Genomic DNA, 25,076 nt, shown 5'->3' with positions numbered 1-25,076 from the left:
CAGGGCGACCCTGCGGGTTCAGAGGCCGAGCCGGCGCTGCACCGACCGCATGTTCTCGGCCGAGGCGCGCAGGCCGGCCAGCTCGTCGTCGGACAGCGGGGTGTCGATCGTCTCCGCGACCCCGCGCCGGTCCACCAGGGACGGCACGGACAGGCACACGTCGTCGATCCCGTAGAAGCCGTCGAGCCGTGACGACACGTTCATCACGCGGTGCTCGTCGTTGAGGACCGCCTCGATGATGCGGGTCGCGGCCAGCCCCACCGCGTAGTTGGTCGCCCCCTTGCCGGCGATCACCCGGTAGGCCGACTCCACCACGTCGGTGGCGATCCGGTGCCGGGCCGGCTCGTCGAGAGGCGGGCGCCCCCGGAACGGACGCCAGTCGAGCAGCGGCACGCCGGCGATGGAGGCGGAGCTCCACAGCACGATCTCCGAGTCCCCGTGCTCGCCCGCGATATTCGCGTGCACGTTCCCGACGGCGACCCCGCAGTGCCGGGCGACGGCGTCGCGCAGCCGCGAGGAGTCGAGCACCGTCCCGCTCCCGAAGACCCGCTCGCGGGGTAGGCCGCTGATCTCCTGGGCGGCGTACGTGACGACGTCCACGGGGTTGGTGACCATGAGGTAGACGGCGTCGGGGGCCACCTCGAGCAGGCGCGGCAGGATCGTGCGCGTGAGCCCGACGGTCGCCTCGGCGAGGTCCAGCCGGCTCTGGCCGGGCTTCTGCTTCGCGCCCGCGGTCACCGCCACGACGTCCGCGCCCCGGCACACCTCGATGTCGTCGGACCCCTCGATCTCCGCCTGCGGGATGAACATGCCGCCGTGCCGCAGGTCGAGGACCTCCGCCTCCACCTTGGCGCGGTTGACGTCCATGAGCGCCACGGAGCGGGCCGCCCCCCGGGCCAGGGCGGCGTACGCGAGGGTGGACCCCACCGCGCCGGCGCCGACGATCGCGAGCTTGGTCGTACTGCGTGTGCCGTCCACGGCCCCAGGCTAGGTGTCGAGCCGCCGCAGCGCAGCACGGACGAGCTCGCCGTCCGTGGTCGGCCAGAAGTCCGGCATCGACCGGGTGAGGAACGACCCGTACCGAGCCGTCGCGAGACGCGGGTCGAGGACCGCGACCACGCCGCGGTCCTCGGACGTGCGAACCAGGCGGCCGGCCCCCTGCGCGAGCAGCAGCGCCGCGTGCGTGGCCGAGACCTGCATGAACCCGTTGCCGCCCGCCTGCTCGACGGACCGCGCGCGGGCCGCCTTCACCGGGTCGTCCGGGCGCGGGAACGGGATGCGGTCCACGAGCACGAGCTGGCAGCTCGGCCCGGGCACGTCGACGCCCTGCCACAGCGACAAGGTGCCGAAGAGGCAGGTGGCCGGGTCGTCCGCAAAGGCGCGCACCAGCGTGGGCAGCTGGTCGTCCCCCTGGCACAGCACCGGCACGTCGAGCCGCTCGCGCATGGCCTCGGCCGCCGCGAGGGCCGCGCGCCGCGACGAGAACAGCCCCAGCGTGCGTCCTCCCGCGGCCTCGATCAGGCCGGCGATCTCGTCGAGCTGGGCGTCCGTCGTCGGCTCGCGCCCCGGCGCGGGCAGGTGGCGGGCGACGTACAGGATCCCCTGGCGCGGGTAGTCGAACGGGCTGCCGACGTCCAGGCCGCTCCAGTCCGCCGTCTCGTCCGTCCCGCCGGAGCCGGCGAGGCCGAGCGAGCGCGCGACCGGGTCGAACGTGCCGCCCAGGGTGAGCGTCGCGGACGTGAACACGCCCGTCGCCTCGCCGAGCAGGTGCGTGCGGATCAGGCCCGCGACCGCGAGGGGCGCCGCGTGCAGCCGGGTGATGCCGTCGCCCGCCCAGGGCGCGTTCTCGGGCGGGCGCGAGCACCACAGCACGTCGGACGTCGTGTCCTCGGCCGCCATCCGCTCGGCGACCTCGAAGAGCTGGAGCACGGCGGACTGCGCCATCTTCATCCCGGCGTCGGGCGCGCCCTGCCCCTTCGCCTCGCCCTGCGGCTTGAGGCGGGTGAGCAGCTCGCGCGCCGCGTCGCGCACCGCCCCGACGGCCGCGCGCAGCTCGTCCGGCAGCCCGAGCGGGAAGCGTTCCGCCGGCGCGGTGGCGAGGAGGGACCCGAGCCGCTGCGACGCCGCGTCCAGCGACTCCGTCTCGGTGCCCCCGTGTCGGCGCGCGAGGCGTGCCGCGTGCTCCACCACCGTGAGGGACATGTCGACGGTGGCGGCCGCCGTCACGCGCTCCGCGAGCTCGTGCGCCTCGTCGACGACGACGGCGTCGTGCTCCGGCAGGACGCCGGGGTTCCCGGAGACGGCGATCCCGAGCATCGCGTGGTTGGTCACGACGACGTCGGCCTCCCGCGCCGCGGCACGCGCGTGCTCCGGGAAGCACTCGGCCAGCAGCGGGCAGCGGTTGCCCAGGCACTCCAGGGCAGTGACGGACACCTGGCGCCACGCCCGGTCGGGGACGCCGGGCACGAGGTCGTCCCGGTCGCCGGTGTCGGTCTCGTCGGCCCACGCGTGCAGGCGCCGCACGTGGTCGGCGAGGGTCGTGGCGTCGTCGGCGCGAGCGCCCTTGGCGCGGGGCGCGGGGGGCGCCGGGTGCTGCTCGGCGCCCGCCCCCTCACCCGGCCCGGGGTCGGCCGGGAGGTCGAAGAGGGTGGCGCCCTCCACCGGGTAGCCGCCGGTCACCTTGTGCCGGCACAGATAGTTGTGCCAGCCCTTGAGCAGCGCCACCTTCGGCACCCGCGGCAGCCGCGGTCCCACCGCCTCGGCCACGAGCGGGAGGTCTCGCGTGACGACCTGCCGCTGCAGCGCCAGGGTCGCTGTCGAGACGAGCACCCGCTTGCCGTCGACCACCGAGTGCCGCACGGCCGGCACGAGGTAGGCCAGCGACTTGCCCGTCCCGGTGCCGGCCTGCACGAGGAGGTGCCGCCCCTCGTCGACGGCCTCGGCGACCGCCGTCGCCATCTGGTGCTGGCCGTCGCGGCGGCCTCCGCCGAGGGCCCCCACCGCCAGGTCGAGGAGCGTCTGGGCGTCGGGGGTGTCGGCGGAGGTCACCCGTCGATCCTAGGGCGGTCCGCCGACCTCCGGCCGCGGCGCCCACAGCCCGTGGGCGCCGCTCCGCCGTCGGGGTCAGGCGGTGACGGCGACGTGGCGCAGCTCGGCGGCGAGGCCCTCGTCCACCCGGCCGCGCAGGCGGGTGCCCTCGGCGAGGTGCTCCTCCTGCACGGACCCGCCGACCTCGTGCGCGCGGTGCACGAGGTCGCCGCGCGAGTACGGCACGACGAGGTCGATCTCGACCTGCGGCTGGGGCAGCTCGGCCGCGACGAGCTCGCGCAGCTCGGCCATGCCCTCGCCCGAGTGGGCGGACACGACGACGCTGTGCCGCTCGCGGCGCTGCACGCGGCCGACCACCGCCGGGTCGGCGACGTCGGCCTTGTTGAGCACGACGACCTCGCGCACGTCGGCGATACCGGGGATCTCGGCGAGCACCTCGCGCACCGCGGCGATCTGGCCCTCCGGGTCGGGGTGGGAGACGTCGACGACGTGCAGCAGCAGCGCCGAGTCGCCCACCTCCTCCAGCGTGGAGCGGAACGCCTCCACGAGCTGGTGCGGCAGGTGCCGCACGAAGCCGACGGTGTCGGTCAGCGTGAAGGGCCGACCGTCCTCGGTGCGCGCGCGGCGCACCGTCGGGTCGAGGGTGGCGAACAGCGCGTTCTCCACCAGCACGCCGGCGTCGGTCAGCGCGTTGAGGAGCGAGGACTTGCCGGCGTTGGTGTAGCCCGCGATCGCCACGTTGGGCACCGCGTGCCGCTTGCGCTCGAGGCGCTTCGTCTCGCGCGACGGAGCCATCGCGGCGATCTCCCGCCGCAGCTTCGCCATGCGGTTGCGGATGCGGCGGCGGTCCAGCTCGATCTTGGTCTCGCCGGGGCCGCGGGAGCCCATGCCGGCGCCCTGACCGCCCACCTGCCCGCCGGCCTGGCGGGACATCGAGTCGCCCCAGCCGCGCAGGCGCGGCAGGAGGTACTCGAGCTGCGCCAGCTCGACCTGCGCCTTGCCCTCCCGGGACTTGGCGTGCTGGGCGAAGATGTCGAGGATCAGCGCGGTGCGGTCCACCACCTTCACCTTGACGATGTCCTCCAGCGCACGCCGCTGGGAGGGCGCCAGCTCGGTGTCGGCCACGACGGTGTCCGCGCCGACGGACGCGACGACCTCCGCCAGCTCGGCCGCCTTGCCGGAACCGAGGTAGGTGCCCGGGTCGGGCTTCTGGCGGCGCTGGAGCAGGCCGTCGAGCACCTGCGAGCCGGCGGTCTCGGCGAGGGCGGCGAGCTCGCGCAGCGACACCTCGGCGTCGCGGGCCGCGGCCTCGCCGCCGGAGAACAGGCCGACGAGCACCACGCGCTCCAGGCGCAGCTGGCGGTACTCGACCTCGGTGACGTCCTCCAGCTCGGTGGAGAGCCCGGCGACGCGGCGCAGCGAGATGCGCTCCTCGAGGTCGAGCTGCTCGCCGTCGTGCGTCGTGTGCACCGTGGCACCCTCCGACCGCGCCGTACCGGCCCGCGCGAGCACTCGCGCCACGACGTCCTGCGCGATCGCCTGGGCGTCACGCTCGGCCTCGCGGCGCGCGTCCGCCGAGGTCTCGGGGCCGCCGGCCCCGGCGGACGGCTCCTGGGCCTGCGGGGTGTCGGGGTTGGTCGGGCTGTGGGTCAAGGTGTGCCTCTCGGGTCGGGATCGGCGGTCCGGCCGCCACATGGCTACAACAAGGGTCCCACGCCAGATCGTCCCGGTGGAGAGTTTTTCCCCCGCCCGGGTGCGGCGACCTAGGATCGGCGCGTGACCGAGCAGCCCGACCACTACTTCACGGCCCAGCCGGCCTCGGCCGCCGACCGCCGGCGCGCCGTCGTACACCTCGCCGGCCAGGACGTGGAGGTCGACGTCGCCTCCGGGGTGTTCTCCCCGGGCGGGATCGACAAGGGGACGCGGGTGCTGCTGCGCGAGGTGCCGGAGCCGCCGGCGGCCGGCGACCTGCTCGACCTCGGCTGCGGCTGGGGGCCGGTGGCCCTCACCATGGCGCTCGGCTCGCCCGGGGCGACCGTGTGGGCCGTGGACGTCAACGAGCGCGCCCTCGACCTGCTGCGCACGACGGCGGGCCGCCTCGGCCTCGACAACCTCCGGGCGGTGCGCCCCGAGGACGTGCCGGACGACGTGCGGTTCGCCGCGATCTGGTCGAACCCGCCCATCCGCGTGGGCAAGTCCGTGCTGCACGGCCTGCTGCGGACCTGGCTCCCCCGCCTCGCGCCGGACGCCGCGGCATGGCTGGTCGTGCAGAAGAACCTCGGGTCCGACTCGCTGGCCCGCTGGATCGAGGCCGACCTGGGTCGCGACGTCGAACGGGCGGCGTCGTCGAAGGGCTTCCGCGTGCTGCGCGTCGGCTGACGACCCGCCGCCTGCCCCGGTCAGACCTCGGTCTCGCCGCTGAACACGAGCTCCGCGGGGCCGGCGAGCTCGACGTTCCCGCCCTCGAGCAGCCGGACGCGGACCAGGCCGCCGGGCACCTCGACCTCCCACACGTCGGGCACGGGGCCCTCCGCGCCGGCCGCGAACCAGGTGCGGACCGCGAGCGCCGCGGCGCACGCACCCGTGCCGCACGACTGGGTCTCGCCCACGCCGCGCTCGTGGACGCGCATGCGCACGTGCCCGACCGTGCGGCCCTCGTCGTCCGTCGTCTCCGCGAGCGGCACGACGAGCTCGACGTTGGTGCCCTCCGGCGGCACCGGGTCGACCTCCGGGGCGCGGGTCAGGTCGGCCTCGGCGAGCTCGGAGGCCCGCGCGAGCGCGACCACCGTGTGCGGGTTGCCCATGTCGACGCTCAGCGCCGGACGCGGGGCGTCCCAGCCGGCCACCAGGACCGCCGCGTCGGCGCCGCGGGCGGCGGCCTCCTCCCCGCCGGGGAGCGACCAGGCACCCATGTCGACGGCGTACCAGCCGCCGGGCTCCTTGCGCACGCGCCGCACGCCGGCGCGCGTGCCGAGCGCGAGCTCCTGCCCGTCGTCGAGGTCGGCGAGGCCGAGCTGCTCGGCGAACGCCGTGAAGACGCGCACGCCGTTGCCGCACATCTGCGCCACGGAGCCGTCCGCGTTGCGGTAGTCCATGAACCAGATCGCGCCGGGCTCCTCCGCAAGGACGCGGTCGGCGATCTCCTCGCCCGCGCGGGCGACGGCCGCCGTCGGGGCGAGCCGGATGACCCCGTCGCCGCCGATCCCCGCGCGCCGGTCGGCCAGGCGCCGCACCTGCTCGGGGGTCAGGTCGAGGTCCCCGCGGGTGTCGGCGACCAGCACGAAGTCGTTCTGGGTGCCGTGACCCTTGGTGAAGCGCAGCGTCATGAGCCCAGACTACGGCGCACGAGGCCGGTCCCGGGCGCGGGCAGGGCCCCGGAGTCGGCGGCGCGCACCACCGCGAGCGCCTCGTCGAGCAGCGTGGGCGACCCGGCGTCGAGCCACGTCACGCGCGGGTCGCGGCCGAACCAGCCCATCTGCTTGCGGGCCAGGCGGCGGGTGTTCGCGACGATCGCGTCGCGCGCGCCGTCGAGGGTGAGCTCGCCGCGCCAGCACGCGAGCAGCTCGGCGTAGCCGACGGCGCGGGCGGCCGTCGTGCCGAGCCCGGTCCCCGCCCCGCCCTGCTCCGGCGACGCGAGCGCACGGACCTCCTCGATCAGCCCCTCGTCCCACATCCGCTCGACCCGGTGGGCGACGCGGGCGTCGAGGACCTCGCGGTCGCAGTCCAGCCCGATCTGCACCGCCGGGCGCACGTGCTCCTGGCGGGGCAGGTTGGCCGTGTAGGGGCGGCCGGTCAGCTCGATCACCTCGAGCGCGCGCACGATCCGGCGCGTGTTGTGCGGCCCGATCGACGCCGCGGCGTCGGGGTCCAGCCGGGCGAGCTCGTCGTGCAGTGCACGCCGCCCCTCGCGCTCGGCGCGGTCCTCGAGGCGGGCCCGCGCCTCGGGGTCCGTGCCGGGGAAGTCCATGTGGTCGAGGAGCGCGCGCACGTAGAGGCCGGAGCCCCCCACCACGACCGCGCGGGCCCCGCGGCCGGCGATGCCGTCGAGGTCGGCGCGCGCCGCGGCCTGGTAGCGGGCCACCGAGGCGTCCTCCCGCGGGTCCAGCACGTCGAGCTGGTGGTGCGGGATCCCGCGGCGCTCGGCGACCGGCACCTTCGCCGTCCCCACGTCCATGCCGCGGTAGAGCTGGAACGCGTCGGCGTTCACCACCTCGCCGGGCGCCAGGGCCTCCGCGAGGTCGAGGGCGAGGTCCGACTTGCCGGTGGCCGTGGGGCCGACCACGGCGACGATCACGGGGCCTGGGGCGGTGGACGCTGCGCTCACGCGACGACCCTAGCCCGCCGCGGACACCGGCCGTCGGGGGCCGCCGGGCCGTCACGCCCGGCTGTCGGACGGCGTGGTTAGGGTGTCCTTCGCCACCCACCGCTGCTCGGCGCGACGACGTGTGCGCCCGGGCCCCGCACGAGGACGAGGACCCATGGCCTTCTTCACCAAGCCGAACGACGCGGCGCCCGCCGCCCCCACCACGCTGACGCGCGCCCGTCTCGAGGCGCTGATGACGCGTCGCGAGTGGTTCTTCGGCATCGACGACGACGGCGACCTCGGCGGCGTGTGGGACGACAACACCTTCTACTTCCTGCTCGTCGGCGAGCCGCAGGCGATCCTGCAGATCCGCGGCCGGTGGAGCCGGACCCTCCCGGTCGAGGAGCTGGAGGCCCTGACGTCGCTGCTCAACGCCTGGAACGTGGAGCGCATCTGGCCCAAGGCCTTCGCCCGGCCGGAGGACGACGGGTCCGGGGTGGTCGTGTACGCCGAGGTCGCCACGGACCTGCGCAGCGGCGCGAACGACGAGCAGCTCGAGCGCATCGTCGACTGCGGCCTGGCCACGGGGCTGTCCTTCTTCGAGATGCTGGACGAGCGGTACCCCGACCCCGAGGGCGGGGCGGGTCCCGGCCTCGGGGCGACCGCGGGCGACCCGCGGTGAGCAGCGGCACGGACGCCTTCCAGGTCGACCTGCGCGGGCTCGTCGAGCTCCTCAGCCGCCACCTCTACTCCAGCCCGCGGGTCTACCTGCGCGAGCTGCTGCAGAACGGTGTCGACGCCATCACCGCACGCCGCGCCCTCGACCCGGAGGCCCCCGCCCGGGTGCTGCTGCGGCCGCTGGACGACGGCGGCCTCGAGGTGCACGACACGGGGGTCGGCCTCACGACCCACGAGGCACGCGACCTGCTCGCCACCATCGGCCGCAGCTCGAAGCGCGACGCCGACCCGCAGGACCCGCTCGCGGGCGCGCTCGGCACCGGCTTCGGCGGCGGGCGCGAGGAGTTCCTCGGGCAGTTCGGCATCGGCCTGCTCTCGGCGTTCATGGTGGCCGACGAGATCGACCTGGTCTCCCGCTCGGCCCGCGACCCGCAGGCGCCGCCGGTGCGCTGGCGCGGCTACGCGGACGGCCGGTACGAGCTGACCGAGCTCGGCCCCGACGACCCGGCGGCGCCCGCCGGACCGGGGAGCGTCGTGCGGCTGCGCCCGCTGCGGGACGCCGAGCACTGGCTCGAGCCCGAGACCGTGGCCACGCTCGCCGCCGACTTCGGGGGGCTGCTGCCCGTGGACGTGTCCGTGGAGGTGCGTCTGGAGGACGGCGGCACGGCGCGCCGCCGGCTCAGCGGGGACGAGCTGCCCTGGCGCCGCGCCTCCCCGGACGACGGCGAGCGTGACCGCGCGCTGGCGGCGTACTGCGAGCGCACGCTCGGGTTCACGCCGCTGGCGCACATCGACCTCGACCTGCCCGTCGCCGGCCTGACCGGGGTCGCGTTCGTCCTCCCGGCGGCCGTCGCCCCGACGACGACGGCCCACCACCGCGTCTCCCTGAAGCGCATGTTGCTCGGGACCGGCGTCGAGGGCCTCCTGCCGGACTGGGCCTTCTTCGTCCGCTGCGTCGTCGACGCCACGGCGCTGCGCCCCACGGCGTCCCGCGAGGGCCTGTTCGAGGACGAGATCCTGCTCGCCGCCCGCGAGGCGCTCGGGGAGCGCGTCCGCGCCTGGACCCTCGAGACGCTCGCCGAGCCGTCGCCCCTCTCCCACGCCTTCCTGTCGACGCACCACCTCGCGGTGCGCGCCCTCGCCGTGCAGGACGACGCGATGCTCGACCTCGCCGCGCGGGTGCTGCCGTTCGAGACGACGCTCGGCACGCGCACGCTGACGGACCTCGCCGAGCCCGCGGACGGGGCCGCGCCGCCGCGCGTGCTGTGGACCACCAGCGTCGAGGAGTACCGCCGGGTGGCGGCGGTGGCGGCCGCGCAGGGCCTGCCCGTCCTCAACGCGGGCTACGTCTACGACGCCGACCTGCTGGCACGCGTCGCGCGGCGGCGGCCCGCGTGGCGACTCGCCCCGGTGGCGCCGGGCGACCTCGAGGCGGTGCTCGCCGAGGTCGAGCCCCTGCGCGAGCTCGAGGTGACCGACGCCCTCGCCGCGCTGCGCGACGACCTCGGGGACCAGGACTGCGACGTCGAGCTGCGCGTCTTCGAGCCCGTCGAGGTGCCGGCCATGCTGCTCACCGACCGCGACGGCGAGCACGCCCGCCAGGCACGCGAGGCGGCGGCCCCCGTCGACGGGCCGACCGACGTGTGGGGCGCGGTGCTGGCCGGCCTCACCGGCCCGGCGCGCGCCCGTCGGCTGGTGCTGAACGACGCCAACCCGACGGTCCGCGCCCTGCTCGCCGCCGGGGACGCGCCCGTCCGCGCCGCGGGCGCCAGGTCGCTCTACGTCACCGCGCTGCTCGCCTCCGGGCGGCCGCTGGCGGGCGCCGAGGCCGGCCTGCTCGACGACGCCCTGCGCACGCTCCTCGAGCGCGCGCTGCCCACCCCGCCGCACGACGGCGCCCGCACCGAGACCGAGGACGACGCCCGATGACCCGCACCCTGGACGAGGCGAACCACGCCGTCTCGGCGATCATGAGCATGCCGTACGGCGTCGCGCGCAGCGCCGCCGCGGAGCAGGAGGCCGCCCGCATCACGGCGGAGGGCCCGGACGAGGCCCGCGCGTACGCCCTGTTCGCGCTGGTCGACTCCTACACGTCCACCCCGGAGGCGGAGAAGGCGTTCCTGCCGTTCACGCAGATGCTGCGCTGGTGGGACGAGCGGCCCGAGCTGTTCGACGGCAGCGACACCCACTCGCTGTTCTGGTCGTTCAAGTGGATGGTCGGGCTGCTCGCCCGGTTCCCCTCCGTCCCGACCGCCCAGATCGACGCGACGCTGGACGACATGGAGCGCCGGTACGCGCTCGCCGGGAACGGGACGAGCGCGGTGGCCGGCGAGCGGTTCGCCTGGCTGCGCTCGCAGGGCGCCCCCGGCACGGAGGCGGCGTACCGCACCTGGGTCACGACGCCCCGCGACGACTTCTCCGACTGCGCCGCCTGCACGCCCAGCGGGCAGGCCGAGTACCTCGCGGAGACGGGCCGCACCCGGGAGGCCGCAGACGTCGTCCGCGCCGCCGTCGCCGCGGGCGCCACCTGCGGCGACGAGCCCGCCGGGATGGAGTCCCTGCTCGAGCTGCTCCTCCTCGACCTCGGCGACGCCGACGGCGCCGCCGCGGCCCACCGCAGCGCCATGGGCCACCTCGAGGCCGCGGTGTCGAAGGAGGTCGCCACCGCGCGCCACGTGGAGTTCCTCGCCCGGGCCGGCCACCCCGAGCGCGCGCTGCGACTGCTGCACGCCCGCCCGGAGCACCTCACCGTCTCCGACTCGCCGGGCGAGCGCCTCGCCGTGCTCACCCACGTGGCCGTCGCCGCCGGGGTCCTGCGCGAGACGGTCGCCGACGCGCCGGTCGCGCTCGAGGGCGTGCCCGCCGTCACGGTCGCCGACCTCGACGACTGGGCCCGCGCCGAGGTCGCGCCGATCGCCCGCGCCTTCGACGCGCGCAACGGCACCGACAGGCACGAGCGTCTGCTCGACGCCGCGTGGCAGCGGCGGTCCCGTCGCCTGCCCGTGGAGCTGAGCGTCCTGGCCGCGGCCGAGCGGGCCGCCGGCGCCCGCGACGACCCGGCCGCGGCTGCGGCGACGACCGCCCCGTCGGCCCCCGCGGGCGTGGACGCGCAGTCCCCCGCCGGCGTCGACGTCGACCTCGCCGCCGGGCCGGCGGCCGACCCTGTCGCCGCCGCCCTGGCGCGCGCCGAGGGGTCCCCCGACCCCGTCGAGGCGTCGGGGGCCTACCTCGAGGCCGCACGCCTCGCCGAGGAGGCCGGCCGGCTCGAGGACGCCGGTTTCGCGCTGGCCGAGGCCGCGCAGGTCGCCGCCACGCTCGGCGACGACGAGGGCGCCGCGCCCGCCTTCGCCCGCGCCACGAGCCTGCTCCGGGCGGCGGGGACCGACCCCGTGCACGTCGGCCCCGTCGTGCGCGCCGCCGCGGCGGTCGGGGCGCGCGTCGGCGACCTCGCCCCCGCGCGGGCCGCCGTCGAGCGGACCCTCGACGACCTCGGCCTGCCGGCCGGCGTCCCCGAGGCGCCCACGCCCGCCCTCGCCGAGGAGCTGGCCGGCCGCCGGGCCGCGCAGGTCGCCGCCGAGGCACGGCAGCTGCGCGACGTCCTGGCGCGGCTCGCGGCGACCGCCGGGCGGTACGCCGAGGCGGCGGCGGACGCCGAGACGGTGGCCGAGGAGTTCGGCCGGGCCGGGGAGCCCCTCGACGCCGCGCACGCGTTCTGGCTGGCCGGGAGCGCCCGCCGGGCGGGCGGCGACGCCGCCGCGGCGGTGGACCCGCTGCGGGCGGCCCTCGAGGGGCTCGCGGCGGTCGGCGCGCGCGACGCGTGGGCGGCGGTGGCGGACGAGCTCGTCGCCACCCTGCGCGGGCTCGGCCGGGGCGAGGAAGCCGACGCCCTGGCGGCGTCGCTCGTGTCCTGACGGGCCGGGCGGCCGACCCCGGCCGTCGCACCGGTCGGCCCGTTCCTGCGTCCGGGTCCGGGTCCGGGTCCGGTGTCAGGGTCCGGCGACCCCGGTGGCGACGACGTAGGCGCCCGGCAGGTGCTCGTGCCCGCCGGGGACGGCCGTCACCCTCCAGGTCCACGAGCCCGGCGCGGCGACGCCGTCCAGCGCGGCCGCCACCGCCGGGTCCAGGTCCGGGTCCTGGCCCAGGTCCTGGCCCGGGTCCTGGTCCGGGTCCTGGCCCAGGTCCGGCCGCCCCTCGGCCGTCGCGCCCGGGGTACCGGGGGCGACGCCGCCCGCCACGACGATCCCGCGCGCGTCGCGGAGGGCGGCGGCGCCGTCCGCGGCCACCGCCTCACCCCGGGCCACCTCGACCACGAGGACGTCGGGCCGTCCGGGGTGTTCCACGAGGTCGTCGACGCCACGTTCCAGGGCGGCCCGTTCCAGGGCGGCGCGGTCCAGGGCGGAGCGGTCCAGGGCGGAGCGGTCCAGGGCGGAGCGGTCCGTGACGGCCCGGTCGAGCGCCGCACGCAGGGCGACGAGCGCCACCGACGCGGGCACGTGCGCCGCGGGGTCGTCCGGGACCGGCCAGGCCGCGACGGCCGGGACCCAGCGGTCCCGGACCCCCGCACCGGCGAGCGACGGCCGCAGACGCGCCGTGCGACCTGCCGCGCCACGCGGGACCGGGGCGAGCACGACGAGAGGTCCGTCACCACCGTCACCGGGCCGGCGGCCGCGCAGCAGCCGGTCGAGCGCGTCGTCCACGACGCGACGGACCTCCCCGAGCCGGTCGGCCCCGCCGCCGGCACCGGGGACGAGCAGGGGCGTTGCGGGCAGGACGACGGCACGGGCTGGCACCCGACCAACCTACCCGCGCCCCTCCTCGCCCGTTCCTCGCCACAGCCGGGGACCCCGGCGCTCGCGCCGCGCCGCCCGCCCCGTGGCGGGTCCCGCCGCCGCCCGGGCGGCGGCGTGTAGCGTGGACGGGTGAGGTTCTTCGGTTCACGCCGGGCAAGCAGGATCCGGCCGACCACCGTCGGCCGGGAGGACGGGCTCGTCGACGACCTGCGCGACGACGAGCTCCACGACCGGATCGAGGGGCTGCTGACCGACGAGGTCGGCGGCTCGCAGGACGCGCTGTCGCCCCTGTCGCGCGACCGCGTCACCGACTGGCTCGAACGGTCCGGTTTCTCCTACTTCGTCGACTCCGACGGCGACGTCGGCGGCCTGTGGCACGGCTGGTTGTTCTACTTCCTCGTCCTCGGCGAGCGCGCCGAGGTGCTGCAGGTCCGCGGGCAGTGGCACCGCGACCTCACCATCGAGCGGCTCGGGGACATCCTCGAGCTCTGCAACGAGTGGAACGCCGAGCGCATCTGGCCCAAGACGTACGTGCGGGTGCGCGACGACGGCTCCGTCGTCGTCTGCGCCGAGGTCACGGTGGACGTGGGCAGCGTGGTCGGCGAGGCGCAGCTCGACCAGCTGCTGCAGTGCGGCCTCAGCACGGGGTCGATGTTCTTCGAGCACCTCGACACCACGTTCCGCGACCCGCTGCGGGACGCGTCGTGACGCGGGAGGACCGCGCGGGGGGCGCCGCCCGCCGCGCGCTGAAGGGCGCCCGCCGCGCGGCCGGGGCGGTCGGCCGGGCGGTGCAGGACGCCGGGACCCGGGTCGCCGCGGCGCGGGCGGAGCGGGCACCCGTGCGCCCGACGCGCTCCGCGAGGGCGTCCCTGCGGCCCTTGTCGAGCCGCCGCGTCGCCGACGACCTCTCGCGCCGCGGCTACCGGTTCCGCACGGACGACGACGGCGACGTGACCGGCACGTGGGACGGCAACCGGTTCTGGTTCCTCCTGCTCGGCGACCACGAGGAGATCCTCCAGGTGCGCGGCCGGTGGGCGGGCGCGGTGCCGGACCATGCCCGTCTGGCGGTGCTGCAGGCCGTCAACGACTGGAACCGCGAACGCGTCTGGCCCAAGGTCTACGCCCGCCCCGAGGGCGACGGCCTCGCGCTCTACGCGGAGGTGTCGGTCGACTTCGAGCACGGCGCCACGGACGAGCAGCTCGCCGCCACCGTGTCGTGCGGTCTCGTCACGTCGTCGCAGTTCTTCAGCACCGTGGGCGCCATGACGCCGGGGCCGGACCCCGACGACCACGGCTGAGACCACCCCGACCGGACGACGCGGCCGAGACGACGCGGCCGACCCGCCGGGCGGGCCCGGTCAGCCTCGCAGGGCAGGCATCCCGAGCACCACGGGGCCGCCGCCGGACGGGGCGCCGCCGTGGGAGTGCTCGTCCTCCCCGCCGCCGAGGCGCGCCGTCTCCCGCTGCGCCCACGCGTCGCCCGACCGGGTGCGGCGGACGGCGTAGGCGCCGCCGTCGAGCACCGAGTCGGCGACGAGGAAGTGCGGGGCCGAGCGCGTGACCTCCACCGTCACGACGTCGCCCGGGCGCGGCAGGCGCGGGTCGAGCGCCTCGCCGCCGGCGAGGCGCGGGTCGTCGAGCGTCACCGGCGCCCCCACGAACCGGTCGGCCCCGGTCGCGACGTCGGCGGGCAGGGCCACGTGCACGAGCCGGTTGTCGGGCGCACGGCCGGACAGGCGGTGGGTGGCGCCGTCCTTCTTCCCGGCCCCCTCCGAGACGAGCACGTCGAGGCTGCGGCCGACCTGGCGGGCGGCCTCCTCGCCGGCGATCCGCTCCTGGAGGGCCATCAGGCGCTCGAACCGCTCCTGCACGACCTCCTTCGGCAGCTGCTCGTCCATCGTCGCGGCGGGCGTGCCGGGGCGCGGCGAGTACTGGAACATGAACGCCGAGCTGAACCGGGAGGCCTCGACCACGCGCATGGTGTCGAGGAAGTCCTCCTCCGTCTCGCCCGGGAAGCCGACGATGATGTCGGTGGTGATCGCGGCGTCCGGCATGGCGGCCCGGACGCGGTCGAGGATGCCGAGGAACTTCGCGGACCGGTACGACCGGCGCATCGCGCGCAGCACCCGGTCCGACCCGGACTGCAGCGGCATGTGGAGGCTCGGCATGACGTTCGGCGTCTCCGCCATGGCCGCGATGACGTCGTCCGTGAACGCCGCCGGGTGGGGGGACGTGAAACGCACCCGCTCCAGGCCCTCGATCGCGCCGCAGGCGCGCAGCAGCTTCGCGAACGCGCCGCGGTCGCCGAACTCGACGCCGTAGCTGTTCACGTTCTGGCCCAGCAGCGTGACCTCGACCGCGCCGGCGGCGACGAGCGCCTCGACCTCGGCGAGGACCTCGCCCGGCCGGCGGTCCCGCTCCTTGCCGCGCAGGTGCGGCACGATGCAGAAGGTGCACGTGTTGTTGCAGCCCACCGAGATCGACACCCAGCCCGCGTAGACGGACTCGCGGCGCGTCGGGAGCGTCGAGGGGAAGACCTGCAGCGACTCGGCGATCTCCACCTGGGCCTCGGCGTTGTGCCGCGCCCGCTCCAGCAGGACCGGCAGGGCGTCGAGGTTGTGCGTGCCGAAGACGACGTCCACCCACGGCGCCTTCGAGACGATCTCCCCGCGGTCCTTCTGCGCCAGGCAGCCCCCGACGGCGATCTGCATCCCCGGCCGGTCGGCCTTGAGGCCCGCGAGCTGCCCCAGGTTCCCGTACAGCCGCGTCGCGGCGTTCTCGCGCACCGCGCACGTGTTGATGACGACGACGTCCGCGCGGCTCGCCGCCTCGTCCTCGGCGGTGGCGCGCGTGTAGCCGGCCTGCTCGAGCATCCCGGACATGTGCTCGGAGTCGTGCACGTTCATCTGGCAGCCCAGGGTGCGCACGAGATAGGTGCGTCGGCCGGGCGCCGTGTCCGTGGTGGGGACCGGCGCGGCGGGGCTCTGCGTGGTACTGGACATCGTCCCTAGGGTACGGTGCCGCACGGCTGGGCCCCGACGAGGCGACCCCCACCTCGGAGATCGCCGACGTCGTCGTCCGCCACGCGCCACCACCAGGCGCGGGCGCACTGTTACTGAACCGTTGCGGGAACCGGACTGCCGGTGCTGGTCGCGGAAACACCGAGTGGATAGGTTCGAGGGATGGATCACGGCGAAGCGACCACGACGACCGAGCCGGCGGGGACGTCGACGCCCCTCGGCCCCCCGCTCGTCGAGCTCAAGGACGTCAACAAGCACTTCGGCGAGCTGCACGTGCTGAAGGACATCGACCTGACGGTGCGCAAGGGCGAGGTGCTCGTCGTCATCGGCCCGTCGGGGTCCGGCAAGTCCACCCTGTGCCGGGCGATCAACCGCCTCGAGACCATCGACTCCGGCGAGATCCGCATCGACGGCCAGCCCCTCCCGGAGGAGGGTCGGGCGCTCGCGAAGCTGCGCGCCGACGTCGGGATGGTGTTCCAGGCGTTCAACCTCTTCGCCCACAAGACGATCCTCGAGAACGTCACGCTCGGGCCGGTGAAGGTCCGCAGGGAGCGCTCGGGGGCCGCGAAGGAGCGGGCGCTCGCCCTGCTCGACCGCGTCGGGGTGAAGAACCAGGCCGGCAAGATGCCCGCCCAGCTGTCGGGCGGGCAGCAGCAGCGGGTCGCGATCGCTCGCGCGCTGGCCATGCAGCCCAAGGTGATGCTCTTCGACGAGCCGACGTCCGCGCTCGACCCGGAGATGATCAACGAGGTGCTCGACGTCATGGTCGCCCTCGCCAAGGAGGGCATGACGATGATCGTCGTGACCCACGAGATGGGCTTCGCCCGCAAGGCCGCGAACCGCGTCGTCTTCATGTCGGACGGCCAGATCGTCGAGGAGGCCACGCCCGAGGAGTTCTTCACCGCGCCCACGAGCGACCGGGCGAAGGACTTCCTGTCCAAGATCCTCAGCCACTGACCCCACCCGACCCCGACAGACCCCACGGACATGGCGGGAACCCCCGCCGGCTGTGCGGCCCGGACTCCGACACCGCAGTCCCCGGGCCGCGCGGGCGACCACTCACGAAGGGTAAGAACGATGCGCACACGACACGCAGGTGTTGCCACGCTCGCCGCACTGACCGCGCTCACGCTCGCCGCCTGCGGAGGCGGCGACGTCGGCGGCGGCGACGACGAGGCGACCGGTGGTACCGGTGGCGGCGACTCCATCAAGATCGGCATCAAGTTCGACCAGCCGGGCCTCGGCTACCAGGACGGCAGCGAGTACACGGGCTTCGACACCGACGTCGCCCGCTACGTCGCGGAGAAGCTCGGCTACTCCGAGGACCAGATCGAGTGGGTCGAGGCGCCGTCGGCCAACCGCGAGACGATGCTGCAGACCGGCCAGGTCGACATGATCTTCGCGACGTACTCCATCACCGACGAGCGCAAGGAGCAGGTCGCGTTCGCCGGCCCGTACTTCATCGCCGGCCAGGACCTGCTCGTCGCCGAGGACAACACCGACATCACGGGCCCCGACGACCTCGAGGGCAAGAACCTGTGCTCGGTGACCGGCTCCACGTCGGCGCAGCGCATCAAGGACGAGTACGCCACAGGCGTGCAGCTCGTGGAGCGCCCCGGCTACGCCGAGTGCGTCACCGCGCTCACCGCGGGCCAGGTCGACGCGGTCACGACGGACGACATCATCCTGGCCGGCCTCGCGGCGCAGCCCGCCAACAAGGGCAAGGTCAAGGTGGTCGGGAACCCGTTCTCCGAGGAGAACTACGGCGTGGGCCTCCCCCAGGACAACGACACCTGCGAGGACATCAACTCTGCCATCACGTCGATGATCGACGACGGCTCGTGGGAGAAGGCCGTGGCGGCGAACACGGAGGGCACCGGCTACACGCCGAACGCCGACCTCAACCCGCCGACGCCCGACGCCTGCGCCTGACACCGACCACCGACCCCGGGGGGAGCGGCGCCCCGCGCCGCTCCCCCCGCTTGTCCACCGCGGCACCGCCGCACCACCCTCCGGGAGGCTGACACACCGTGGGTGACTTCCTGTCGCAGTTCGGGGCTCTCTTCGCCGAGTACCCGATCGCCAGCGCGTTCTGGGTCAACATCCAGCTGACGTTCTGGGCCGCGATCTTCTCGCTGATCCTCGGCACCGTCCTCGCGCTCATGCGGATCTCGCCCGTCGCGAGCCTGCAGTGGGCCGGCACCGCCTACGTGAACATCCTGCGGAACACGCCGCTGACCGTCATCATGACGTTCCTGTTCCTCGCCGTCTGGACGCAGCTGCAGGTCAGCCTGTCCGACGACTTCGCGCAGAACTTCTTCCGCTTCGGCGTGATCGGCCTGACCGTGTACCACGCGGCGTTCGTGTGCGAGGCGATCCGCTCCGGCGTCAACACCGTGCCCCTCGGCCAGGCCGAGGCGGCCCGCGCGATCGGCCTGTCGTTCCTCCCCGCGGCCCGGATCATCATCCTCCCGCAGGCGTTCCGCGGGGCGATCGCCCCGCTGGGGAACACGCTCATCGCACTCCTGAAGAACTCCACGGTCGTGGTGGCCGTCAGCGTCTCGACCGAGGTCTCCACGCTCATGCGGGAGATGATCGAGAGCAACGCCAACTTCATCTACGCGATCTTCTTCATCTTCGCGCTCGGCTTCGTGGTCCTCGTGATCCCCATCGGCCTGCTCACCACTTACCTCTCCAACCGTCTGGCGGTGCGCCGATGAGCCAGCAGTCCGTCCTCTTCGACGCCCCCGGACCGCGGGCCCGCCGACGCATCGCCGTCGGGAACGTCGTGGGCGCCCTGGTCGTGCTCGGGGTCGCAGCGCTGGTCGTGGTCGCGCTCGCTCGCAAGGGCCAGTTCGCCGCCGACCTGTGGAGCCCGATCTTCACCTCGAGCGCCTGGCAGGACTACTTCATCCCCGGGCTGCAGAACACCCTGCGCGCCGCTGGGTTCGCCGTCGTCGGGGCGGTGCTCTTCGGCCTCGTCTTCGGCTCCGGCCGGCTCGCCCGGTCGCGGACCGTGCGCTGGGTCAGCGGCGTCGTCGTGGAGTTCTTCCGGGCGGTCCCCGTGCTGCTGATGATGGTCTTCTTCTGGTTGCTGTTCGGCTTCAACCGCATCAGCGACGACCCCGCCTTCCTGGCGGTGGTCATCGCCCTCGTCCTCTACAACGGGTCCGTCATCGCCGAGCTCGTGCGGTCCGGGGTCGGCAACCTGCCCCGGGGCCAGTCCGAGGCCGGCCTCGCGATCGGCCTCACGGGCGGGCAGACGCTCCGCTCCATCCAGCTGCCGCAGGCCCTCATCGCGATGTTGCCGGCCCTGGTGTCCCAGCTGGTCGTCGTCCTCAAGGACACCGCGCTCGGCCAGATCATCACGTACAACGAGCTGCTGCGCGCCGCGCAGATCTTCGGCAACGGCAACAGCAACAACCTGCAGACGCTGACCGTCGCGGCGCTGATATTCATCGTCATCAACTGGGCCCTGACTGCCGTCGCACGGTGGCTGTCGCGATACCTCAGCGGGCGGACGTCCGGCACCACCGCCGCAGGTCCAGGCATCGGCAACCCGACCGTCGCCGCCGGCAAGCCAGGCGGTCCGGGGAACGCCATCGCCGCGACCGGGGACCCCAGCGCCACCTGACCGCCTCCACGGTGGGCGCGGGAGCTCCTCGGCCTCCGTGCAACCAGGCCCCCGGACGCCGCGGCGTCCGGGGGCCTGCACAGTGCTCCGGCTCGTTCACGCCCCGGGAAGGACGACCCGAGTCCGCGCTGCTCGACGGCCCGCGCGGCGTCACGTCAGTCCTCGGCGCCGGGGAAGTCCTCGTCGAGGTCGTCCGCGCCCTCCTCGGCGAGGGCGTCGCGCACCGCGCCGAACGAGATCCCGGGCGGGTAGCCCTTGCGCCCGAGCGACCCGACGGCGCGACGCAGGCGCACGTCCCGCTCCAGACCGCGGGTCCGCGCGACGTGCTTGCGCGCCAGGGCCATGGCGGCCTCGCGCTCGTCGTCACCGTCGATCTGCTCGAGGGCGTCGCCGGCGGTGTCCTCGTCGATCCCCCGCCGACGCAATTCCATCGCGATCGCACGACGGGACAGGCCCCGCTCGGCGTGCCGGGTCCGGACGAGCATCTCCGCGTACGAGGTGTCGTCGACCAGCCCGACCTCGTCGAAACGGTCGAGCACCGGCGTCACGACCGCCTCCGGGTACCCCTTGCGGGCGAGCGACTGCTCCAGCTCCGCGCGGCTCTTCGGCGCGGCAGTGAGGATCCGCAGCAGCGCCTCGCGCGCCTTCTCCGAGGCGTCCTCGGCCGTCAGCTCGCCCGCCTCGAGGCGCTCGGCCACGGTGGGGCGAGGTCGCCGCGTGCGCGCGCCGCCGCCCTCCGACCCGTCATCCGATCCGTGCGGGCGCGAGCCCTGCCGGCGGCCGCGACGCTTCCCCACGCCGCGACCGCCCGGAGAAGTATCCGTCGTCACGCGACCACTCCCGCAGCGACGTCGCTCAGAGCGACGCGGATCAGAGCAGCGCCGCCGATCAGAACGGCGCCTTCTTGCCCTTGGCGCCGGCCTTGACCGGCGCCGGGTCGACCGCCAGGCCGGTCGCGGAGCCCGCGGCGCCGTCCACCGGCGCGGCCGCCTCCTCGGCAGGGGCGTCCAGCTTCGCCCCGACGCCCAGCTTCTCCTTGACCCGCTTCTCGATCTCGTTCGCCAGGTCGGGGTTGTCGCGCAGGAAGGCGCGGGCGTTCTCCTTGCCCTGGCCGAGCTGGTCACCCTCGTAGGTGAACCACGACCCGGACTTGCGCACGAACCCGTGCTCGACGCCCATGTCGATGAGCCCGCCCTCGCGGGAGATGCCCACGCCGTACAGGATGTCGAACTCCGCCTGCTTGAACGGCGGCGCCATCTTGTTCTTGACGACCTTCACGCGGGTGCGGTTGCCCACCGCGTCCGTGCCCTCCTTGAGGGTCTCGATGCGGCGGATGTCCATGCGCACCGAGGCGTAGAACTTCAGCGCCTTGCCACCGGTGGTGGTTTCCGGGGAGCCGAAGAAGACGCCGATCTTCTCGCGGAGCTGGTTGATGAAGATCGCCGTGGTGCCCGACGAGCTCAGCGCACCCGTGATCTTGCGCAGGGCCTGCGACATCAGCCGGGCCTGCAGGCCCACGTGGCTGTCACCCATCTCGCCCTCGATCTCGGCCTTCGGCACCAGCGCCGCGACGGAGTCGATGACGATGATGTCCAGCGCGCCGGAGCGGATCAGCATGTCCGTGATCTCCAGGGCCTGCTCGCCGGTGTCCGGCTGCGAGACCAGCAGGGCGTCGGTGTCGACGCCGAGCTTCTTGGCGTACTCCGGGTCGAGCGCGTGCTCGGCGTCCACGAACGCCGCGATGCCGCCGGCCCGCTGGGCGCTGGCCACGGCGTGCAGCGCGACCGTCGTCTTGCCGGAGGACTCCGGGCCGTAGATCTCGACGACGCGGCCGCGCGGGAGACCGCCGATGCCGAGCGCGATGTCGAGCGCGATGGAGCCCGTGGGGATGACCTCGACGGGCGCGCGTCCCTCGTCGCCGAGGCGCATGACCGAGCCCTTGCCGAAGCTGCGGTCGATCTGGGCGAGCGCGGCCTCGAGTGCCTTCTCGCGGTCTGCCGTTGCGGGCATGTCGGTCACCTTTGCGTTCTGGGCGCGGCGGCTGCGCGCCGGCGTTCGTGGCTGCGTGCTCATGTTGTTGCCGACCGTACGGGCCGCCACCGACACGGTCGGGGCGATCCGTCGCGAGTGTGGACAACGACGTTCGAGGACCTCCTGGGGGCAGACTCTACCCGAACGTGTGTTCGACGCCGTCGTCGCCCCCCGGCGTGTCGGCCCACGACGTGCCGGGCTCCAGGACGACCACCCGCACCCCTGGCGCCACCCGGCGCGCAGCCGCCGCGAACGCCGCTCCGGCATGGTCCATCCACCCCCGCGGCAGGTTCCGCCCGCCCGGCACGTGCAGCGTGCCCCAGTGCACCGGGATCGCCACCCGCGGCCGCACCTCGGCGCACACCTCGGCCGCCCCCATCGGACCCAGGTGGCCGCCGGAGAGCCGCGGCCCCCAGCCCGAGACGGGCACCAGCGCCACGTCGACGCGCCCGCCGGCCAGCTCCCGCACCCGGCCGATGCCCGGGTAGTGCTCCGTGTCGCCGACCGCCCACACCGTCGCTCCGCGCCCGGAGCCCGCGGCCGGCAGCCGCACCAGATGCCCGGTCGCCGCGTTCGGCCGGTGCGGCATCGGGCGGTCGCCGTGCACCGCGGTGGTCAGGCGCACCCGGACACCCGCCACCCCGTGCCACGCCGCGTCCGACCCGCCGTCCGCCCTCCCCTGCGCGACGCCGTGCGCGACGCCGTGCGCGCCCGCGCCGTCGTGGCCGGGCGCCGCGGCCGGCGGCTCCAGGCCCACCCCGCGCAGTCCCTTGCCGCGCAGCCAGCGGGCGTTGGCGCCCGCGGTGAGCACCGGCACGTCGCCGAGCAGCCGCAGGGAGCCGAGCTCGGCGTGGTCGTGGTGCAGGTGCGACAGCAGCGCGGCGTCGGCGCCACGCCACGCCACCTCCTCCGGCCGGCCCCCCCGCCGGCGCAGCACCCCCGCGTGCCGCCGCAGCAGCGGGTCGGTCACCAGGCGGGTGGTGCGGCCGTCGGGCCCCGCGAGGTCCAGCACGACGGTCGAGTGCCCGAGCCACGTGACCCGGACCGACGCCCCCTCCGCCGCGCCCTCCCGCCCACCACCCCGCTCGGCGACCCCGGCCCCGCTCATGCGTCCTCCCGCAGGCCGAGCTCGGCGAGCCAGGCGACGAGCCGCCGGTGCACCGCCTCGGCGCCCACGAGCAGGCGCGTCCCGTCCACGTCCTCGCGCTCGGCGTCCGGGACGACGAGGCCCGCCGGGTGCAGCAGGAGCGCCTCGTTCTGCGCCCCGCCGAGCCCACCGTGCGAGCCCACCAGCCCCTCGAGCGCGTGCACGCGCCCCAGCGGCCCGACCGCGGAGACGACCACGAGGTCCCCCGCGTCCTCCAGGCCCGCGACACGCTCCAGGTCGGCGCGTGCCCGGGAGCCGTACCCCGCCAGCGGGTCCCGCCCGGTCACCCTGCCGTTCCCCAGGTGGTGCGTGCCGCCCGGCCCGTGCGCGACCGGTCCGTCGTCGTCGTGCACGACCACGACGCCGACCGCGGGGCACGCCACCAGGCCCGGCACCAGGGCCGGCCACCGCGCGTCCATCTCGCCCGCCCGGACCCGGCGCGGCTCGCGGCAGAACCAGACCATGCCGAGGTTCCCCGAGCCGATCACGGCGACCTCGGGGACCTCCGAGGGGGCCTCGGGCGCCGGCCCCTCGCCGGCCCGGTCCGGGCCCACGAAGAGCCGCCCGGCGTCGTCCGGCTCCCGGCGCAGGGCGTGGAGCGCGGTGTTCGCCGGGCCCCACGCCTCGCCCTCGGACGACGACCGGTCGGCACGCCCCCGTGGCCCCGGGTCCGCCCCGAGCCCCACGAGCCGGCGCACCTCGTCGCCGAAGGACCGCCCGACCGCCTGCTCGAAGGTGGCGCCGAGCGACTGGCCGTGGTCGGACACGACCACCACCTGGTAGGCGCGCGGCGCCCCGCGGGCGATCTCCTCCCACAGCCCGACGACGCGGTCGAGCCCCTCGAGCGCCCGCAGGGCCTCCGGGCGCAGCGGGCCCGCGTGGTGCGCGATCTCGTCGTAGTCCACGAGGTCCACGCACACCACCGGCGCCCCGCGCACGAGCTGCTCGGCCACGAGCGCGGTGTTGAGGTCGCGCAGCAGCACGTTGGTCACCGCCCGCAGCACCGGGTACCAGCCCCGCCGGCGCACCCGCGGGCGCACGCCGCGCACCACCTGCTGCCAGCCCTGGTACACCTCCTTCAGCGCCTCGCCGACCGTGCCGGCCAGGGCCCGCACCAGCACGAACGGGCTGGAGAAGAAGCGGACGAACAGCGGCCCCGGGCCGAGGCCCTCGGCCGCGCGGCTCATCACGAGCAGGCTGGTCGGGGCGTCACCGGAGAACATCGTCGAGACGGCCACCCCGCCGTCGGCCAGCAGGCCACGGCCGTCCGACGCCCCCCGTTCGACCTCGGCGGCGTCCGCGGGGCGGTTCGTCACGACCAGGCGGCCGAGCCGACGCGACCACCAGCGGAACGCGGGCACCGCGGCGGTCGTGCCGTGCAGCAGCCCGAGCGTGCTGGCCGGGGTGGTGCACGGCACGCGCGCCCACCACGACTCCAGCCGGTGGCTGCCCGACCCGAGCCAGCGCTCGAGGGTGGGGGCCAGCCCCGCCTCCAGCGCGTGCTCGAGCGTCGGGCGGGCGACGCCGTCGAGCATGACGACGAGCACGCCCGGCGGGCGGTCGTCGGCACCGCCCGCGCCCTCGCCGGCCCCCGGGGCGGTGGCGCCCTGCGGCGCACGGCGCGGGACGCCGGCCAGCCGCCGGGACCGCCGCAGCAGGTCGCCGACGACGTACGCGTTGTCCCGCGCACCGACCACCCAGTGCCCGCACGCCATCACCACCGCGGCGACGAGCAGCACGGCGAGGACGTCGGGCCACGAGTCGCTCGTGACGCCCGGCAGGAACGACAGCGCCGCCCAGACGACCAGCACCTGCGCGCCCAGCCCGAGCAGGAGGGCGCCGACCGCGCCCCCGGCCCGGGCCAGCCGTCGCAGCGGGGCCCGCAGGAGCGCGTCGCCGACACCGACCACGAGCGCGGCCAGGACGACGGACCAGCTCGTGGCGACCCGCACGCCGTCGACGAGCCCGATCGCGATCCCGAGCCCGGCGGCGGTCGACAGGAGCGACCACAGCGCCGCGCGGACGTCGGCCACCGTCACGAGCGGGGGGCGGTCGCGGCGCATGGCGCCATGATGCCCCGACCGGCCGGCGTCGGCGCGGGCGGCTCAGCGGGCGGGGGGCGCCTGCCGGCGGTCGTCGCGGCCCCAGCGCTCCGGCTCGGGCACGTCGAGCGCGTCGCAGAGCGCGTGCCAGACGTCGCGCGGCTCCACGCCCGCCTCGAGGGCCTCCGCGGGCGTGCGCCCGTCGAGGCGCGGCAGCACCTGCTCGCGCACGAGGGCGCGCCCGTAGGCGGCCCCGAAGACCTCGTCGACCAGCTCGGTGAACTCGCGATAACGCACCCGCCCAGCCTCGCACGCCCTGCCGGGTGGTCGGGTTCCCCTGCGGGCTGTCGGTGGAGGCTGCCAGGATGACGGGGTGGTCGCCT

Annotated in this window: 22 protein-coding genes; 10 read left to right on the top strand and 12 right to left on the bottom strand. The window is 75.5% G+C overall.

Translation table 11 applies throughout. The annotated features are described in order from the left end of the window. Nucleotides 1–18: 18 nt before the first annotated feature. From ACQFYA_RS08925 to hflX, 3 genes are all read right to left on the bottom strand, one after another. Nucleotides 19–978 (bottom strand): L-lactate dehydrogenase, encoded by a 960-nt coding sequence (locus ACQFYA_RS08925; protein ID WP_499123195.1) that lies wholly within the window; start codon nucleotides 976–978, stop codon nucleotides 19–21. Between the two features lie 9 nt (nucleotides 979–987). Next, nucleotides 988–3,048, bottom strand: a complete 2,061-nt coding sequence (locus tag ACQFYA_RS08920; RefSeq protein WP_499123193.1) for an ATP-dependent DNA helicase — start codon at nucleotides 3,046–3,048, stop codon at nucleotides 988–990. 75 nt (nucleotides 3,049–3,123) lie between these two features. Next, on the bottom strand, nucleotides 3,124–4,701 hold the full coding sequence (gene hflX, locus ACQFYA_RS08915) for a GTPase HflX (RefSeq protein WP_499123191.1): 1,578 nt from the start codon (nucleotides 4,699–4,701) through the stop codon (nucleotides 3,124–3,126). Between the two features lie 123 nt (nucleotides 4,702–4,824). Here hflX and ACQFYA_RS08910 point away from each other — a divergent pair, with 123 nt between their 5' ends. Continuing rightward, a complete protein-coding gene (locus ACQFYA_RS08910) occupies nucleotides 4,825–5,427 on the top strand; it encodes a class I SAM-dependent methyltransferase (RefSeq protein WP_499123188.1) in 603 nt (200 codons plus the stop codon). Nucleotides 5,428–5,447: 20 nt separating this feature from the next. On the opposite strand, the gene dapF is transcribed toward ACQFYA_RS08910, so the two are convergent. Next, on the bottom strand, nucleotides 5,448–6,374 hold the full coding sequence (gene dapF / locus ACQFYA_RS08905; protein WP_499123185.1) for a diaminopimelate epimerase: 927 nt from the start codon (nucleotides 6,372–6,374) through the stop codon (nucleotides 5,448–5,450). Beyond that, complete coding sequence (gene miaA / locus ACQFYA_RS08900; RefSeq protein WP_499123183.1) at nucleotides 6,371–7,372, bottom strand: tRNA (adenosine(37)-N6)-dimethylallyltransferase MiaA; 1,002 nt, start codon at nucleotides 7,370–7,372, stop codon at nucleotides 6,371–6,373. Before miaA ends, dapF begins: the two co-directional genes overlap by 4 nt. A 154-nt stretch (nucleotides 7,373–7,526) precedes the next feature. Here miaA and ACQFYA_RS08895 point away from each other — a divergent pair, with 154 nt between their 5' ends. From ACQFYA_RS08895 to ACQFYA_RS08885, 3 genes are read left to right on the top strand one after another with little or no spacing between them, the layout of a single operon-like run. Then, nucleotides 7,527–8,033 (top strand): type III secretion system chaperone family protein, encoded by a 507-nt coding sequence (locus tag ACQFYA_RS08895; RefSeq protein WP_499123182.1) that lies wholly within the window; start codon nucleotides 7,527–7,529, stop codon nucleotides 8,031–8,033. Beyond that, nucleotides 8,030–9,958 carry an HSP90 family protein gene (locus ACQFYA_RS08890; RefSeq protein WP_499123177.1) on the top strand — a complete coding sequence of 643 codons (1,929 nt, stop codon included), beginning with the start codon at nucleotides 8,030–8,032 and terminating at the stop codon, nucleotides 9,956–9,958. The genes ACQFYA_RS08895 and ACQFYA_RS08890 overlap by 4 nt, the downstream gene beginning before the upstream one ends. After that, on the top strand, nucleotides 9,955–11,940 hold the full coding sequence (locus tag ACQFYA_RS08885) for a hypothetical protein (RefSeq protein ID WP_499123175.1): 1,986 nt from the start codon (nucleotides 9,955–9,957) through the stop codon (nucleotides 11,938–11,940). The genes ACQFYA_RS08890 and ACQFYA_RS08885 overlap by 4 nt, the downstream gene beginning before the upstream one ends. A gap of 75 nt (nucleotides 11,941–12,015) precedes the next feature. On the opposite strand, the gene ACQFYA_RS08880 is transcribed toward ACQFYA_RS08885, so the two are convergent. Continuing rightward, nucleotides 12,016–12,819: a hypothetical protein gene (locus tag ACQFYA_RS08880; RefSeq protein WP_499123173.1), complete on the bottom strand. Its 804-nt coding sequence runs from the start codon at nucleotides 12,817–12,819 to the stop codon at nucleotides 12,016–12,018. 129 nt (nucleotides 12,820–12,948) lie between these two features. Between ACQFYA_RS08880 and ACQFYA_RS08875 the strand changes: the two genes are divergently transcribed. Beyond that, entirely contained in the window at nucleotides 12,949–13,527 is a 579-nt protein-coding gene (locus tag ACQFYA_RS08875; protein ID WP_499123171.1) for a YbjN domain-containing protein, read from the top strand. Then, on the top strand, nucleotides 13,524–14,117 hold the full coding sequence (locus tag ACQFYA_RS08870; protein ID WP_499123169.1) for a type III secretion system chaperone family protein: 594 nt from the start codon (nucleotides 13,524–13,526) through the stop codon (nucleotides 14,115–14,117). Before ACQFYA_RS08875 ends, ACQFYA_RS08870 begins: the two co-directional genes overlap by 4 nt. A gap of 60 nt (nucleotides 14,118–14,177) precedes the next feature. On the opposite strand, the gene miaB is transcribed toward ACQFYA_RS08870, so the two are convergent. Then, nucleotides 14,178–15,821 carry a tRNA (N6-isopentenyl adenosine(37)-C2)-methylthiotransferase MiaB gene (gene miaB / locus ACQFYA_RS08865; RefSeq protein ID WP_499123167.1) on the bottom strand — a complete coding sequence of 548 codons (1,644 nt, stop codon included), beginning with the start codon at nucleotides 15,819–15,821 and terminating at the stop codon, nucleotides 14,178–14,180. Between the two features lie 180 nt (nucleotides 15,822–16,001). On the opposite strand from miaB, the gene ACQFYA_RS08860 reads away from it, so the two are divergent. From ACQFYA_RS08860 to ACQFYA_RS08845, 4 genes are all read left to right on the top strand, one after another. Next, nucleotides 16,002–16,796, top strand: coding sequence for an amino acid ABC transporter ATP-binding protein (locus tag ACQFYA_RS08860; protein ID WP_499123165.1), 795 nt, complete (start codon nucleotides 16,002–16,004; stop codon nucleotides 16,794–16,796). Between the two features lie 120 nt (nucleotides 16,797–16,916). Further along, on the top strand, nucleotides 16,917–17,771 hold the full coding sequence (locus tag ACQFYA_RS08855) for a glutamate ABC transporter substrate-binding protein (RefSeq protein WP_499123163.1): 855 nt from the start codon (nucleotides 16,917–16,919) through the stop codon (nucleotides 17,769–17,771). 98 nt (nucleotides 17,772–17,869) lie between these two features. Continuing rightward, nucleotides 17,870–18,559 (top strand): amino acid ABC transporter permease, encoded by a 690-nt coding sequence (locus tag ACQFYA_RS08850; protein WP_499123161.1) that lies wholly within the window; start codon nucleotides 17,870–17,872, stop codon nucleotides 18,557–18,559. Continuing rightward, a complete protein-coding gene (locus tag ACQFYA_RS08845) occupies nucleotides 18,556–19,473 on the top strand; it encodes an amino acid ABC transporter permease (protein WP_499123160.1) in 918 nt (305 codons plus the stop codon). The genes ACQFYA_RS08850 and ACQFYA_RS08845 overlap by 4 nt, the downstream gene beginning before the upstream one ends. A gap of 155 nt (nucleotides 19,474–19,628) precedes the next feature. Here the strand turns inward: ACQFYA_RS08845 and ACQFYA_RS08840 are convergent, their stop codons facing one another. From ACQFYA_RS08840 to ACQFYA_RS08820, 5 genes are all read right to left on the bottom strand, one after another. Next, complete coding sequence (locus ACQFYA_RS08840) at nucleotides 19,629–20,171, bottom strand: regulatory protein RecX (protein ID WP_499123159.1); 543 nt, start codon at nucleotides 20,169–20,171, stop codon at nucleotides 19,629–19,631. 190 nt (nucleotides 20,172–20,361) lie between these two features. Further along, the gene (gene recA / locus ACQFYA_RS08835; protein WP_499123156.1) at nucleotides 20,362–21,483 is read right to left on the bottom strand and encodes a recombinase RecA; all 1,122 of its coding nucleotides are present in this window, start codon (nucleotides 21,481–21,483) and stop codon (nucleotides 20,362–20,364) included. Between the two features lie 157 nt (nucleotides 21,484–21,640). Then, nucleotides 21,641–22,612, bottom strand: coding sequence for an MBL fold metallo-hydrolase (locus tag ACQFYA_RS08830; RefSeq protein WP_499123155.1), 972 nt, complete (start codon nucleotides 22,610–22,612; stop codon nucleotides 21,641–21,643). Then, a complete protein-coding gene (locus tag ACQFYA_RS08825) occupies nucleotides 22,609–24,714 on the bottom strand; it encodes an alkaline phosphatase family protein (protein WP_499123153.1) in 2,106 nt (701 codons plus the stop codon). Before ACQFYA_RS08825 ends, ACQFYA_RS08830 begins: the two co-directional genes overlap by 4 nt. A gap of 42 nt (nucleotides 24,715–24,756) precedes the next feature. Continuing rightward, nucleotides 24,757–24,990 (bottom strand): DUF3046 domain-containing protein, encoded by a 234-nt coding sequence (locus ACQFYA_RS08820; protein ID WP_499123152.1) that lies wholly within the window; start codon nucleotides 24,988–24,990, stop codon nucleotides 24,757–24,759. Between the last annotated feature and the right edge of the window lie 86 nt (nucleotides 24,991–25,076).

The sequence above is a fragment of the Promicromonospora sp. Marseille-Q5078 genome (genome assembly GCF_050315395.1).
In the GTDB taxonomy this organism is placed as follows: domain Bacteria; phylum Actinomycetota; class Actinomycetes; order Actinomycetales; family Cellulomonadaceae; genus Isoptericola.
Note: the sequence above shows the minus strand (reverse complement) of the source record. Positions and strands in the feature narration are given on the sequence as shown.

Coding starts and splice junctions, on each gene's coding strand:
- dapF (WP_499123185.1), bottom strand. CDS start 6,374: ATGACGCTGCGCTTCACCAAGGGTCACGGCACCCAGAACGACTTCGTG.
- ACQFYA_RS08895 (WP_499123182.1), top strand. CDS start 7,527: ATGGCCTTCTTCACCAAGCCGAACGACGCGGCGCCCGCCGCCCCCACC.
- ACQFYA_RS08885 (WP_499123175.1), top strand. CDS start 9,955: ATGACCCGCACCCTGGACGAGGCGAACCACGCCGTCTCGGCGATCATG.
- miaB (WP_499123167.1), bottom strand. CDS start 15,821: ATGTCCAGTACCACGCAGAGCCCCGCCGCGCCGGTCCCCACCACGGAC.
- ACQFYA_RS08860 (WP_499123165.1), top strand. CDS start 16,002: ATGGATCACGGCGAAGCGACCACGACGACCGAGCCGGCGGGGACGTCG.
- ACQFYA_RS08855 (WP_499123163.1), top strand. CDS start 16,917: ATGCGCACACGACACGCAGGTGTTGCCACGCTCGCCGCACTGACCGCG.
- ACQFYA_RS08845 (WP_499123160.1), top strand. CDS start 18,556: ATGAGCCAGCAGTCCGTCCTCTTCGACGCCCCCGGACCGCGGGCCCGC.
- recA (WP_499123156.1), bottom strand. CDS start 21,483: ATGCCCGCAACGGCAGACCGCGAGAAGGCACTCGAGGCCGCGCTCGCC.
- ACQFYA_RS08830 (WP_499123155.1), bottom strand. CDS start 22,612: ATGAGCGGGGCCGGGGTCGCCGAGCGGGGTGGTGGGCGGGAGGGCGCG.
- ACQFYA_RS08825 (WP_499123153.1), bottom strand. CDS start 24,714: ATGCGCCGCGACCGCCCCCCGCTCGTGACGGTGGCCGACGTCCGCGCG.